At 62.3% G+C, this 13489-nt stretch carries 10 protein-coding genes; 5 read left to right on the top strand and 5 right to left on the bottom strand.

Features of this window, described 5'->3' with window-relative positions:
* The first annotated feature begins 48 nt into the window (after window positions 1-48).
* On the top strand, window positions 49-1365 hold the full coding sequence (locus KF838_06510; protein ID QYK49817.1) for a nucleotide sugar dehydrogenase: 1317 nt from the start codon (window positions 49-51) through the stop codon (window positions 1363-1365).
* Here KF838_06510 and KF838_06505 read toward each other — a convergent pair.
* The 3 genes from KF838_06505 to serS form a co-directional block, all read right to left on the bottom strand.
* Window positions 1355-1870: a hypothetical protein gene (locus KF838_06505; GenBank protein ID QYK49498.1), complete on the bottom strand. Its 516-nt coding sequence runs from the start codon at window positions 1868-1870 to the stop codon at window positions 1355-1357. The genes KF838_06510 and KF838_06505 overlap by 11 nt on opposite strands.
* Before the next feature lie 104 nt (window positions 1871-1974).
* Entirely contained in the window at window positions 1975-2988 is a 1014-nt protein-coding gene (fmt, locus tag KF838_06500; protein QYK49497.1) for a methionyl-tRNA formyltransferase, read from the bottom strand.
* 34 nt (window positions 2989-3022) lie between these two features.
* Window positions 3023-4429 (bottom strand): serine--tRNA ligase, encoded by a 1407-nt coding sequence (serS, locus tag KF838_06495; GenBank protein ID QYK49496.1) that lies wholly within the window; start codon window positions 4427-4429, stop codon window positions 3023-3025.
* A gap of 99 nt (window positions 4430-4528) precedes the next feature.
* Between serS and tadA the strand changes: the two genes are divergently transcribed.
* The 3 genes from tadA (at window position 4529) to KF838_06480 (ending at window position 8668) form a co-directional block, all read left to right on the top strand.
* On the top strand, window positions 4529-6235 hold the full coding sequence (gene tadA, locus KF838_06490; GenBank protein ID QYK49495.1) for a Flp pilus assembly complex ATPase component TadA: 1707 nt from the start codon (window positions 4529-4531) through the stop codon (window positions 6233-6235).
* A 28-nt stretch (window positions 6236-6263) separates the two neighbouring features.
* Window positions 6264-7742 carry a D-glycero-beta-D-manno-heptose 1-phosphate adenylyltransferase gene (gene rfaE2 / locus KF838_06485; protein QYK49494.1) on the top strand — a complete coding sequence of 493 codons (1479 nt, stop codon included), beginning with the start codon at window positions 6264-6266 and terminating at the stop codon, window positions 7740-7742.
* Window positions 7743-7864: 122 nt separating this feature from the next.
* Window positions 7865-8668 carry a DUF899 domain-containing protein gene (locus KF838_06480; GenBank protein ID QYK49493.1) on the top strand — a complete coding sequence of 268 codons (804 nt, stop codon included), beginning with the start codon at window positions 7865-7867 and terminating at the stop codon, window positions 8666-8668.
* A 344-nt stretch (window positions 8669-9012) separates the two neighbouring features.
* On the opposite strand, the gene KF838_06475 is transcribed toward KF838_06480, so the two are convergent.
* Together KF838_06475 and KF838_06470 are read right to left on the bottom strand one after the other, a co-directional pair.
* A complete protein-coding gene (locus KF838_06475; protein QYK49492.1) occupies window positions 9013-10263 on the bottom strand; it encodes an amidohydrolase family protein in 1251 nt (416 codons plus the stop codon).
* A gap of 5 nt (window positions 10264-10268) precedes the next feature.
* Window positions 10269-12092, bottom strand: a complete 1824-nt coding sequence (locus KF838_06470) for a M61 family metallopeptidase (protein ID QYK49491.1) — start codon at window positions 12090-12092, stop codon at window positions 10269-10271.
* A 188-nt stretch (window positions 12093-12280) separates the two neighbouring features.
* On the opposite strand from KF838_06470, the gene galK reads away from it, so the two are divergent.
* Window positions 12281-13480 (top strand): galactokinase, encoded by a 1200-nt coding sequence (gene galK / locus KF838_06465; GenBank protein ID QYK49490.1) that lies wholly within the window; start codon window positions 12281-12283, stop codon window positions 13478-13480.
* Window positions 13481-13489 lie beyond the last annotated feature (9 nt).

The raw sequence follows: 13489 nt of genomic DNA, 5'->3' as shown, positions 1-13489 counted from the left end.
GCATCGCGGGAACCACCGGAGCCACAGCAGATGGAAACGCAAGCGGGCATGCCAGAGGCGGAGCGGCTGATCGCCCGCTTCAGCGCGAAGCAGGCGACGGTGGGCATTGTCGGGCTGGGGTATGTGGGTCTGCCTCTTGTGAGAGCGATGCACGGCGCCGGGCACCGGGTGGTCGGGTTCGATATCGATGAGTCAAAGGTGCGGATGCTCCGTCAGGGTCAGGCGTATCTGAAGCATCTCGGCGACGAGTTGGTTCAGATCCTGGCGTCCTCGGATCGATTCATGCCGACCTCGCGTCCCGGAGATCTTGCGGGGTGCGATGCGATCGTCCTGTGTGTGCCCACGCCGCTGGGAGAGCATCGCGAGCCGGATCTTTCATATGTCGAGCGATCGACCGAGATGGTCGCTAGCGTGCTGCAGAAGGGCATGCTCGTCTCGCTGGAATCAACGTCGTATCCCGGCACAACCCGGGAGATCTGCCAGACGATTCTTGAACGGGGCGGGCTTCGATGCGGGCGGGACTTCTTCCTTGTCTTCAGCCCTGAGCGAGAGGATCCCGGACGGAAAGACATGGAGACACACCAGATCCCGCGCCTCGTGGGCGGGATCGACGAGGTTTCCACCAGAGTCGGCGTCGCGCTGTACTCATCAGCCGTGGAACGCGTGATCGCGGTCGAGAGCGCGGAGGTTGCGGAGAGCGCGAAACTGCTTGAGAACATCTATCGGGCCGTGAACATCGCGCTCGTCAACGAGCTCAAACCCGTGCTGACGGACATGGGGATCGACATCTGGTCCGTCGTCAGGGCCGCTTCCACCAAGCCGTTCGGTTTCCACCCCTTCTACCCCGGCCCGGGGCTCGGGGGGCACTGCATCCCCATCGATCCCTACTACCTCTCATGGAAGGCGCGGGCGGCGGGCCATGTCACGCGGTTCATCGAACTCGCGGGAGAGATCAACTCCAGCATGCCTCGGCTGGTTGTCGAGCGGGCGTCTCGCGCCTTGAACGATCGCGGCAAGCCCGTTAAGGGCTCAAGGGTGCTGGTGCTTGGGATCGCGTACAAGCCCGATATCGACGATATCCGTGAGACTCCGGCCGCAGAAATCATCACGCTGCTCCAAGAACGTGGCGCCGTGGTCTCGTATCACGACCCGCATGTCGCCAGGTTCCCCTCGATGCGGAACTACACGCTGGATCTAGCGAGCGTGCCCCTGACGGCAGAGATGCTGGCGCACGCGGATTGTGTCATGATCGTGACGAACCACGCGGCTGTTGATTATGGGCTTGTCGCCAAGCACGCGACGCTGATCGTGGACACGCGTGATGCGATGCGGGATCATCCCGGGCCGAATGTGGTCAAGGGGTGATGACGATGGAGCTTTGCGGCGAGTATCTCTGCTGATACGGCTCAAGCTCAGCGGGCAACGCCTTCAGTCCTCGCCGCTTGGCTTTGTCCACGGCGTACTTCAGCGAGTTGTGCATGCGCCGACGGACGCTCTCGGTGACGTTGAGGCCATGAGCCTCCATCTCTCGAATGGCGTAGGCCCACGCGTGGTACTCCTCGAGGCAGCGGGGCTTGTACACGTTGAAGCCGATGGCGTGGTGTCCGATCTCGTGGAGGAAGACCGCCGCGGACATCGGTCCTTTGGGGCGCGGGGCCTCGATCAGGCGTGAGACTCGGCCGTCCCGATACTCGATCTGCCATGCGATACCGGACATACTGGTGCGCCACTTTCGAACGCGCACGCCGTAATGCGAGAGCTTGGCCTCGACCATCGCGTCGTACTTGGATTGCATCGTGTCGCGTCGTGAGACCGGCGCGGGCTTCGTCTCGCGCTTCGCGCGATTGTGTGCCGGTGCTTGCCTGGACACTGGCGAGGACGCATCAGAACGCGTACGAGACGCTGGCTTTCTGCGCTGCTTCTCTGGTTGTGTCAGCCCAAGCAGATCCCAGAGCGTCTCGAACATGCGCCCCATCATCCGGCCCCCATGTTGGAGCGAGTGAGGCGTTCGGCCCCTGAGAGACGGCGCCCGCGGGCGAAGTCGGGCCAGGCCATGATCCGCTTCCCCGCGGGCTGCACGTCGATCAGACGCACGGTGGACCCGCTGCCGCAGGCGACCACGCCAGTTTCGGGATCGAGAATCAACCCGGGTTCGACTGCGCAGCGGTCAACAGGCGTCACAACTCGTGATTCGGAGCGAGAAGCATCTGATTGCACCAACGCTCGGCAGAGCTTGAGTGATTCAATGGGTTTGCCCTCAGGGCCGAGGAGCGTCATGGTGACTCCCGGCCATGGGCTGAGCCCGTTGATCCGGCGGGCACACACGGCGGCATCTTGAGCAAAGTCCACGTATCCATCGGCGCGAGAGAGCTTGGGAGCGAGTGTGACAAGCGACTCGTCCTGGACTTTGCGGGAGAGTCTTCCGCTCCGAAAGTCACGAAGCACGCGAAGCACGAGTTCGGGACCTTCCGCGCTGAGCCGGTCGTGGAGTTCGCCGGCAGTTTCGGCGGAGCCGATCTCCGATCGAGACGAGGCGAGGACCTCGCCCGCATCCATGCGTTCCGCGAGGGTGATGACGCTGTTTCCCGAGTGTGTGTCACCTGCAAGGATCGCCGCGTTGATCGGGGCCGCTCCGCGCCAACGAGGCAGAATAGAGGCGTGCAGGTTGATAGCGAAGATGCCGTCGAGAAGGCCCGCGCCAAGTTTCTGCCCGAAAGCGATCACAACCCATGCGTCGGCGTTCCAGTTCCTGATCTCTGCAACGACTTCGGGCGCGTTGCATTTGGTGGGCTTCAGCAGGGGTACATTGGGGAGTTCCGCCGAAGCAGCCGCGCCGATCGGTGTCGGCGTGAGTGAGGTGCCGCGGCCTGCGGGTTTGTCGGGCTGTGTGACGACCCCTGCGAGTGTGTGCTCTCTGGCGAGTGCGCGGAGCGTCGGCAGCCCGAACTCACCGGAACCGAAGAACGCGATGCGCATGGGGTTGGTCATGTCGGCCTCCTCCATGAGGCGCTCGGGCGATCGCTCAACCGATGCGTGCCATGCCGTTCATGTAGGGGCGAAGAACATCCGGAATCGTGATCGAACCATCTGCGTTCTGGTACATCTCGAGGAGAGGAATGAGGATGCGAGGGCTCGCGGCGACGGTGTTGTTCAGCGAGTGGCAGACAACGGTGTCGCCCTTGCCTGCTGAGCCGCCGGGGCGATACCGCATGTTGAGGCGACGGCACTGAAAGTCGTAGAGACGGCTCGCCGAGTGCGTCTCTCCGAACTCGCCCGAGGGCGTGCCGTCGGAGGCGTCGCCTCTGCCGGGCATCCAAGACTCAATATCAACCATGTCCGCGTTCTTCACACCGAGATCGCCTGTGCAGCACTGGAGAAGGCGGTAGGGGAGCCCGAGGGATTGCAGGAGTTGCTCGACGTATCCGATCATCTTCTTGTGCCATTCGCGGCTCTCGGCCTCGTCGGCGCGGCAGATGACGACCTGCTCGACCTTATCGAACTGGTGGATGCGATAGAGGCCTGCGGTGTCCTTGCCCGCTGCCCCTGCCTCGCGTCTGAAGCATGTGCTGACGGTGACGTATCGCAGCGGGAGCGAGGCCTCGTCGAGAATCTCATCCATGTGCAGGCCCATGAGCCCGACCTCGCCGGTACCGGTCAGGTACGAGTCGCTTGAGCCGCCTCGGTTCTTCTCGTCGACGAGATAGGCCTGCTCGCGTCCGGCGGGGAAGAATCCGGTGCCGATCATCGCTTCCTCACGGACGAGCACGGGGACACTCATCGGGGTGAAGCCGTGTGAGTGGACCATCGTGTCGAAGGCGTAGCGGAGGATCGCATTGTGCAGGAGCATCCCCGCCCCCGTGAGAATGTACGAGCGTGTGCCCGCGAGCTTGACGCCCCGCTCGAACGACACGAGGTTGTGCTTCTCGATCAGTTGCAGGTGCGTCAGCGGCTTAAAGCCCCTATTCGCCTCGAACGACTTGCTCAGGTCGAATCCCGGAGGGCTCCAACGCTGTAGTTCGATGTTGTCCTCGCTGCCCTTGCCGACAGGGACATCTGGATCCGGCGGCAGCGGAACCTGGAGCAGGAGGTTCTGGAGTTCGGGATCGAGAGCCGTGATCTCTGCCTCGATCGCGTGCGATGCCGACTTCAGAGCAACGGGCTTGGCGGAGAGAGCGTCGATCTCTTTCTGGATCGCGTCCGCCTCGGCTCCGTGCTTGCCCTTGAGCGACCCCTTGAGCTTCCCGATCTGCGGCCCGATCTCTTTGGCCAGGCGGTTCTGCTCGGCCCGGAGCTTCTCGAACTCGGACTGAAGAGCACGTTTGCGTGCGTCGAGTTCGACGATCCTCTCGATGTCGATGAGAACGTTCTTGGCCTTGGCACCCAAGGCATAGTGGGCGGGATTCTCACGGAGTTGCTTCAGGTCGATCATGGGTCGGTCATGGTAGACGGGGGGAGGAGCATCTAGGAATTTCACTCCAGGGTACTGCAGGACCCGCTGAACACGGCCGGGGCATTCGTATACACTGGCATGCAGCGATCCCAGAAGACCAAGCCCACGGCGAAAGAGAGTGAGCGTGCGGCGATCCGCCGGATGCTCTCAGAGACCCCGACAGCACCCATGCCAACACCGGCCGCGAACACACTCCAGATCCGCCCCCTCACGACCCGGGGGCGTCCCGTGCCGCTCGGGGCTGAACCGATCTCGATCGGCAGGCATCCCGATAACACGTTTCCCCTTAAGGACGAGCGAGCGAGTCGCTTTCACTGCGTGATCGAACCCGAGAGCGGCGGTGCGTTACGGGTACGGGACCTTGGTTCCCGGAACGGGACGAAGGTCAACGGCGACCGGGTAGACGTGGCGACAATCGTCTCCGGGGACATCGTGAAGGTCGGAACGCACGAGTTCCGAATTGAGTCGATGGAGGCCGCAGCATCTGCCGATTCTCACGACGGGTCTGGCGCGGCGTGGGAGCGAACGCTCCGTGAGATGGTGAAGAACCTTGCGCCGGATCTCCCTGTTGAAGAGACGATCCAGGTTGTATCAGCAGACGGGAAGCCGTCGGACATCGTTCTCGGGGAGGCGGACGGGCCGAAGGCCGTTCGGCTGCTGCTCACGCTCTCAGGTCGGGCGCGGGCTACGGATATTCACCTTGAGCCGAAGGGAGAGACGTTCCACGTTCGCATGCGGATCGACGGCCAGATGACCTGGGTCGTCGAGTTGCCGAACAGGATCGGCGAGTTGGTTCAGGGCGTGATCAAGGCCGCGTGTCTGATGAAGACGCTCGGACGAGATGCCGTGATCGACGGCGCGTTCTCGGCACGCTATCCGGATCGGCGCGTGGACTATCGGGCATCGTTCACGCCGAGCATCCATGGTCAGAAGCTCGTGCTGCGAATTCTGGACCTGCGCGACATGCCGCGTTCCATCGCCGAACTTGGCATGGCTCCCTACATGCTCGATCGCATCCGGCGGACGTGCATGCAGGATGCGGGGTTGCTCCTGGTCTGCGGGCCGACCGGATCGGGTAAGACGACCACGCTCTACAACGCGATCCGAGAGATCGATCGCAACACCAGAAACGTCGTGACAATCGAGGATCCGGTCGAGTACCGGCTCGACGGCGTCACGCAGATCCCGATCGATGAGCATCGGGGCAACTCGTTCAACGGGTTGCTGCGTTCCGTGCTCCGGCAAGATCCTGACGTGATCTACGTCGGAGAGATCCGCGATGAAGAAACGGCACGCACAGCGATGCAGGCGGCCATGACCGGGCACGTCGTCTTCTCCACGGTACACGCGAAGGAAACGATCTCCGCCGTCTTCCGGCTGCTCGATCTCGGCGTCGAACCCTATCTCGTCGCAAACGCGCTCGATCTTGTCCTCGCTCAGCGTCTGTTGCGAGTCCTCTGCGACAACTGCAAGACGCCGGTGCCCCTCACGCCCGGCCAGATCACCCGAATGGGAAAGGGGCATATCCAGGGCGCCAAGCCGTTCCACGCGGTCGGGTGCGCAAGGTGCCTGAAGACCGGCTTCAAGGGGCGAAGGGCCATCTTCGAGCTTCTGGATTTCAACACGGAACTCAGGGACATCGTTCTCAAGGCACCCGGCGTACAGGCCATGCGCAAGGCGATCGAGGCGGGACACTTCACCACCCTCGCGCAATCCGCCTATCGCCTGGTCTGCGAGGGACATACCTCGATCGATGAGGCCGAGAAAGTCGCGGGCGGCGTCTGAGGGCTTGTGGTCCCTAACATCACCCCGCATGGATCTTCTGCTCGGGCACCTCGACCGCTGGAAGCCCTTCAACGCACTCGTTGTCGGCGACTTCATGCTGGACCAGCACCTCTATGGCGATGCCGAGCGGCTCTCGGCCGATGCCCCTGTACCGATCCTCCATGTGAGACGACAGACGAGCAACCCCGGTGGTGCGGCCAATGTCTGCCTCGATCTCGCGGCTCTCCGAGGCACTGTCCGCGCGTGCGGCGTGATCGGCACAGACCAGCACGGCGACATCCTCAGGCATGCCCTTGTCGAACGAGGTATCGACGCGTCCGGACTCGTCGCCGACTCGTCTCGGCCGACAACGGTCAAGCAGAATCTCATCGGGCTTGCTCAGGCCAGGCATCCGCAGAAAATGTTCCGCGTGGACTTTGAGTCGCGAGACCCCTTGTCCGCGGCAGCCGCAGAGTCACTGCTCGCCCGTGTGCGAGACTCGCTCGATTGGGCCGAGGTTATCTGCATCGAGGATTACGCCAAGGGAGTCTGCACAGAACAAGTCTGCCAGGGCGTGATCGAGATGGCGCGGCGTCTCGGAAAGCCCGTCTTCGTTGATCCTGCCCGGCTCGACTCCTATTCGCGTTACCGTGGCGCGACGGTGATCACACCGAACCGGACCGAGGCCGAGGTCGCGACCGGCCAGCGAACAGACGGCGAGGCAGACGTGGCGCACAACGCAACCCTTGCCCGAACGCTGCTTTCTGCCGTCGAGTTAGACGCTGTTGTCCTGACGCTCGATCGCCACGGGGCCCTTCTCCTTGAGAGGGATGGCGACCCCGTTTCCATACCTACCGTGGCGAGGAAGGTCTACGACGTCACTGGCGCTGGCGATATGTTTCTTGCGGGGCTGGCCGCGGCACGCGCAAACGGCTCCACATGGAGCGATGCGGTCCGCTTCGCGAACGCAGCGGCAGGGCTTGAGGTCGAGATCTTCGGCGTAGAGCCCATTCCCATCGAGCGCGTACACCACGCGGTCCTGGAGCAGGCCGCACGTACACGCGGCAAACTCCGAACCATCGAGCAGGCAGAGATCGAGGTGCGGGCGAGACGGGCATCCGGGCAGAAGATCGTCTTTACGAACGGATGCTTCGACCTGCTCCACGCGGGCCACGTCGATCTGCTCGACAAAGCCGCGACGCATGGTGACTTTCTCATTGTCGGGCTGAACAGCGATGCCTCGGTCAAGCGACTGAAGGGGGCGGCAAGGCCGGTCAATTCCGAGGAGGATCGTGCCCGAGTGCTCGGTGGCCTCGGGTGTGTCGGGGCCGTTGTCGTCTTCGATGAAGACACGCCTATCGACCTCATAAAGCGGCTCAAGCCAGACATCCTCGTGAAGGGCGCTGACTACACCAAGGACAAAGTGGTGGGGGGCTCCGATGTGGAATCCTGGGGCGGGAGCGTCGTCCTGATCGACCTTGTCGAAGGCAAGAGCACGACGGGCATGATCAAGCGCATGGGGGGGTAAATCGCCACGATCAGCGCAGTGCAGTGAAGGGAAGAGCCGCGGCTTGACATATGCCATAACAAGAATATATAGTCTGCCCGACGCTGCTCGTGCGATCATCGCGCAGCCGGAGGCGATACCAGATGCAGGCCGATTCCTCTTCAAGCACCGATAGCGGTTTCAAGTCCCAGCGGGTGGTGTCGCGTGACGAGTGGCTCCGGGAGCGTCTGTTACTCCTTGCCGAAGAGAAGGAACTGACACGCCGACGCGACAAGGTCGCCGCTCGGGTTCGATCGATGCCGTGGGTACGAGTGGATAAGCAGTACGTCTTTGACGCGACACCCGAATGGGGCAGCAGACTCTCGCTCGCGGATCTGTTTGGTGCGAGGTCGCAGCTCATCGTCTACCACTTCATGTTCGATCCGACGTGGTCGCAAGGGTGCAAGTCCTGCTCTTTCGTCGCCGACCACTACAACGGCATCGTCGTGCACCTTGCACACAGAGACATCTCATTCATCACAGTGTCGAAGGCGCCGATCGACATGATCGAAGCGTTCCGCGTACGCATGGGATGGTCCTTTCCCTGGGTTTCCGAGGCGAGAAACGGCTTCGGGCGAGACTTCGGTGTCTCCTTCACCGACAGCGAACTCGCCGATCCGACCAGTCTGTACAACTACAACGCCAGGCCATACCCGATTCGCGAGCTCCCGGGCGTCTCGGTCTTTACGAAGGACTCACGCGGCAGCATCTACCACACCTACTCAACCTTCGCGCGCGGACTTGAGGACTTCCTTACAGCATACCGCTACATCGATATCACACCCAAGGGGCGCGATGAGGCAGAGGGGGGAGGCATGGGATGGCTTCGGCACCATGACCGATACGACGGATCGGCTTTCGTCGATCCGTGGGCGGAGCGTCCGGGGATCACCGGCCCATCTCTTTGAAGCGAGGTCGTGATGTGTGGCCGTTGCGACTGTTCAGAGAAGAGCGTGACCAATGAACCCGCCGCTGAATCATCGGTACCCGGTCCGGAGCAACGCTCCTTGCCGTCTCGATTCTTCGCAGCTCTCGTGTGGGCGCTGCCACTGGCCGTCTTGGCGCTCGTTCCCAAGTGCCCGGCATGTATCGCGGCGTATGTGCTGGTGCTGACAGGTCTCGGGATCTCGCTCCCCGTTGCCGGAATTCTTCGTCTCACATTGATCACGCTCAGCATACTCGCGATCGTCTGGCTATTGGCAAGAGCCACACGATCAGCGATTCGTGGACGCGTATTGCTTGCACGATAGGGCTACGCAGGGTCGGACGCTGCGACTTCGTAGCCGTTCCTCAGCACAGCGAGAGGGCGAGGCCTGGTCCTGACCGCTTCCGCAGCTGACTCCACAGGCAACACCACAAGATTCGCACCACAGCCGGGTGAGACGCCGTAGCCGGATATTCCCATGATCCGTGCCGCATTCGCGCCTACGCAATCGAACGCGTACTCGATGTCATTGGGCAGCGAGAGGTGGTCTACATGGACCAGCATGTGCGCGATGTCGAGCATCTGCCCCGTTCCGAGCGGATAGAACGGATCCTTGATGCAATCCTGTCCAGCGCCGACGGTCACCCCACTCGTCCGAAGCTCCGAAACCCGGGTCATGCCGCGCCGCTTCGGGTACCGGTCAAACCGCCCCTGCAGATGCATATTGACGCACAGGTTGCAGACGACGTGCATGCCCGCATCTGCGATCATCGAGATAACCTTGGCCGCATGGACGTCGGAGTGCGACGCCAGCGAGCACACATGCGAAGCGGTGACTCGTCCTGCCCATCCCGGATTCGCGAGCGTCAACGCCGCGAGCTCCTCCACGCATCGCGACTCCGGAGCGTCTGTCTCGTCGATGTGGCAGTCGATCGGCGCATCAAACTCCTTCGCCAACTCGAACAGGATCTCGCAGTGCCGGCGAGAATCTGTTGTTGTACGCTCGTTGTGCGCGATGCCCCCGATCGCGTCGCACCCCATGCGCATAGCCGCAGCCATCTGCTCGCGAGCACCCGGATCTCTCAGGATGCCGTCCTGCGGAAAGACAACGATCTCGATCTCGCACAAGTGCTTTGTCGCCTCTCGAGCAGCCAGAACACCCTCAACAAGTCGAAGGCCCGCGTTTGTCGCAACATCCACGTGCGTGCGGATGAAACCCGTGCCGAAAGAGACTTCCTGGTTGATCGCCCGGATGGCCCGATCGCGGACATTCTCGGCCGTGACCGCTCGCTTCGCTTCCGACCAGAGCCCGATCGCCTCCACAAGCGTGCCGGATCGGTTCTCGGGCACCATATCGAGCGAATAGGCCAGATCCAGGTGCAGGTGTGGATCCACGAATGACGGACAAACGATGCCGCCCGAGGCATCGATTACCCCGCCCTCCACATCGTCTGCACGCTCTTTCCTGCCGCCATTTGAAGCAGTGATGTCAGATATCGCTGCGCCATCCAACGCGATATCGAAGAGGCCCTCGCGCCCCCGCAGCCGCGCATTGACGATCCGATCGATCTGACGCATCGCGTTCACTCCGATTCCTTCGCGCCAGGCACGGCGCCAGTCTCCTCTGTGTCGTTCTTCGATATCGTTGGCTTCTTCAGCCAAGCGTTGAACGCCGCCTGTTGTGCGTCGGATGGGTCTTTGACCTTCTTGATCTTGCGGGTGCCTACAGGCCTCTCTCCGGGCGTGATCCTGAACTCCATCAGCTCATCGCGGCGAAGCAGCGAGATTCTGGCTTCTGTGCCGAGTTCGAGAAGATCGACCCGTGAATCGAAGTCCGACGCCCTCACCCGCACGCCGTTGATCGCGATGATCTCATCCCCGGGAATAATGCCGGCATCGAACGCCGGGCCGTCTGTCAGGACGTTCGAGACCCTGGCCATGCCGGAGGCATCAGCCACTCGGATACCCACATACGGCCTCATCTCACGCACGCGTACGGGCTTAGGAGTCTCCGTGTCCGGCTTGGGCGGCTCGTGCATCTGTTCCAATCCAACGACTGCGAGAGCGCCAGAAATGTCCATCGCCTCAGTACCGAAGATGTGCGCATCAAACCACGGCTGCCACTCCAGCCCAGTCCGCTCCTCGATCAGCGCGACCATGTCCGCGCTCGAAAAGCCGCCGTTCGACAACGGGTAGCGGCGGTACATCTCCCGCATCATCTCGTCCAGATCCTGCGTGTTGTCGGTGCGGCGTCGGATCTCCATGTCCAGCACAAAGCTCGCAACCGCGCCGACCGTGTAGAAATTCACGGTCGAGTTCGGCGCATCCGGCGACGGCCTGTTGAACTTGATCCACGAATCGAATGAAGACATCTCGAGCGATTGCACACGTGATCCCGGCGTATCGATGTACGTGCCGATCTGGCCATTCAGAATCTCGAGGTAGTCGCTCTCTTTGATCTGTCCGACGCGTGCCGGAATCAGATCGTCGTAGTACGAGGTCGTTCCCTCCGCAACCCACAGCAGGTCTGTGTAGTTCTCACGCTGGTAGTCATACGGAACGAGTCCCTCGGGTCGTAGCTGCTTGACATTCCACGTGTGAAAGAACTCGTGCGCGGTCAGGCCGAGGAATCCTCGGTATGACCTTGCAGAGTCGAAAACAGCGGGACTCGCCTGCATGATCGTGCTATTCAGGTGCTCCGTGCCGCCTCCCGCGCCGGGTGCGATGTGAATCAGGAAGACGTACCGCTCATACGGAGTATCGCCGAAGATCGCGATGCACTCATCAACGATCTTCTTGAAATCATCCTTGAGTCGCTCAGGGTCGTATGACACGCCCCCCGCACCTTGTGCCCAGATCGCGATCTCGTGGGGTTTCCCGTCGCTCTCGAAAGACATGACCTCAATCTCGCCGATCTCGATCGGCGAATCCACCAGCACGTCATAGTCCGGCGCCAGCAGCACGCGTGGCTCGCCCTCGACGCTTCGAAGCCCGCATGCCACCCGCCAATGTTCCGGTGCATGCACCGTCACCTTGAGCGGCATGTGACGCATCTTCGGGCAGTAGAGAAAGACCGCCGACCCCGATAGAAAGGCGTGCGTGGCATCGACGTGTCGTGTTCGGTCCCCGAGCGAATTGCAGTACAGCCGATAGCGAACATGAACCTCTGTCGCGTCTGCGCTGGCAACGCGCCAGGTCGCTCGGTCATACTTCCGCATGGAAAGGGACGTTCCATTCCCGTCGGTCGCTTCGATGGCTTGAATCCCGCCCGCCAAATCCAGAATCTGGTAACGGCCCGGACGCCACACCGGCATCGCGACGTCGAGCTCGTTCCCCCAGACTTCGCGCCCGCCGCGCAGCACCATCGTGATGACGATCGTCTGCGTCTGCGGCTTCGAGATCTCCACGATGTACTCAACCAGAGGACGCCCGCTGGGCTCCGCTCTTCCCCAGGCTATTGGTGAGAATGAGGTACAGATCACGACGAGCCACGCGGCCATGAAAGGCCAAGCGGCACATGAAGTTCGTATGCAGTTCGCCATGAAAGCACTGTAGCGTTTACTGGCCGAGTTTGCTCCGCGATATCCTCCGTAGTATGGGTGAAGACACGTTCTCGACCGCAGTCGCCGCGTACTCCCGATGCTTTGGAGGCACGCCCTCGCACGCCGCCCGCGCGCCCGGCCGGGTTAATCTGATCGGCGAGCACACCGACTATTCAGAAGGGCTTGTTCTGCCCATGGCGATCGACCGGGGCTGCAACTGCGTGGGACGTGTCGCTTCAGTTCCCTCTCCCGCCGATTCCGCGAAGATCCGCATATGGTCGGAGAACGAGCAATCGCTCTTTACCTTTGATGCGAACAGCATCGGTCCCGGATCCTCATGGCGTGGCCGGGGCTGGTCTGCTTACGCCGCAGGTGTCATCGCGAGCATCCGCGATCTCGCCGCTCGTCCTCTCCCGTCCCTCGACATCGCAGTAGCGGGGGATGTGCCCTTGGGCGCAGGTCTCTCAAGCAGTGCGGCATTCGAGGTCTCACTCGCAACGATCATCTCGGAGCTCTGCGGTCTCGATCTCGATCCGACCGCCCTCGCACGGGTCGCCAGAGCCGCTGAGCGGGGCTATGCAGGCGTCCCGTGCGGCATCATGGACCAACTTGTTTCCGCGGTCGCTCGGCAGAATCACGCACTCCTGATCGATTGCCGTGATGAACAGACCACCCCGATCTCGCTTGGTACGCTCGGCGATGCCCGAGTGCTCGTGATCGACTCGACAGTGAAGCACGCTCTGGTCTCGGGCGAGTACAAACGCCGCGCAGATGGCTGCGCCGAGGCCGCTCGAATCCTCGGAGTCCGAGCGCTCCGCGATGCGTCGCTCGTCCTCATCGCGAGCCATACTGAAGCACTCGGTGACGAGCTCACTCGCTATGCTCGCCATGTGGCGACCGAGAACGCACGCGTCACCTCGTTCGTGACCGCCCTTGCCGCACGCGATCGTGCCGTGCTCGGCCCGCTCATGCTCGCCTCCCACGCTTCACTCCGCGACAACTACCGCGTGTCCTGCCCCGAACTCGATGCGATCGTTGAAGCGGCGATCGACGGATCGAGCGGCACGTCGGGAGTCCTCGGCTGCCGCATGACCGGGGGCGGCTTCGGCGGCTCCGCCGTCGCCCTCGTCGAGCCCCACGCCATCGATGCGTGCATCGAGCGAGTCGAAAGAACGACAAAGGACCGGTTCGGCATCGCGCCCCGGTCCTTCATCGTCACGCCGAGCGAGGGCGCCCGAGCGTGGTTGCTCTAGCAGAGAGCG

Source organism: Phycisphaeraceae bacterium, from assembly GCA_019454185.1.
In the GTDB taxonomy this organism is placed as follows: domain Bacteria; phylum Planctomycetota; class Phycisphaerae; order Phycisphaerales; family UBA1924; genus JAHBWV01.
The sequence above is the reverse complement of the archived record's forward strand: the minus strand, read 5'-3'. Positions and strand labels throughout refer to the sequence as shown.

What these genes read in the sequence shown, in the direction of transcription:
- KF838_06510 (QYK49817.1), top strand. Translation starts at nt 49, where the DNA reads ATGCCAGAGGCGGAGCGGCTGATCGCCCGCTTCAGCGCGAAGCAGGCG.
- fmt (QYK49497.1), bottom strand. Translation starts at nt 2,988, where the DNA reads ATGACCAACCCCATGCGCATCGCGTTCTTCGGTTCCGGTGAGTTCGGG.
- serS (QYK49496.1), bottom strand. Translation starts at nt 4,429, where the DNA reads ATGATCGACCTGAAGCAACTCCGTGAGAATCCCGCCCACTATGCCTTG.
- tadA (QYK49495.1), top strand. Translation starts at nt 4,529, where the DNA reads ATGCAGCGATCCCAGAAGACCAAGCCCACGGCGAAAGAGAGTGAGCGT.
- rfaE2 (QYK49494.1), top strand. Translation starts at nt 6,264, where the DNA reads ATGGATCTTCTGCTCGGGCACCTCGACCGCTGGAAGCCCTTCAACGCA.
- KF838_06480 (QYK49493.1), top strand. Translation starts at nt 7,865, where the DNA reads ATGCAGGCCGATTCCTCTTCAAGCACCGATAGCGGTTTCAAGTCCCAG.
- KF838_06475 (QYK49492.1), bottom strand. Translation starts at nt 10,263, where the DNA reads ATGCGTCAGATCGATCGGATCGTCAATGCGCGGCTGCGGGGGCGCGAG.
- galK (QYK49490.1), top strand. Translation starts at nt 12,281, where the DNA reads ATGGGTGAAGACACGTTCTCGACCGCAGTCGCCGCGTACTCCCGATGC.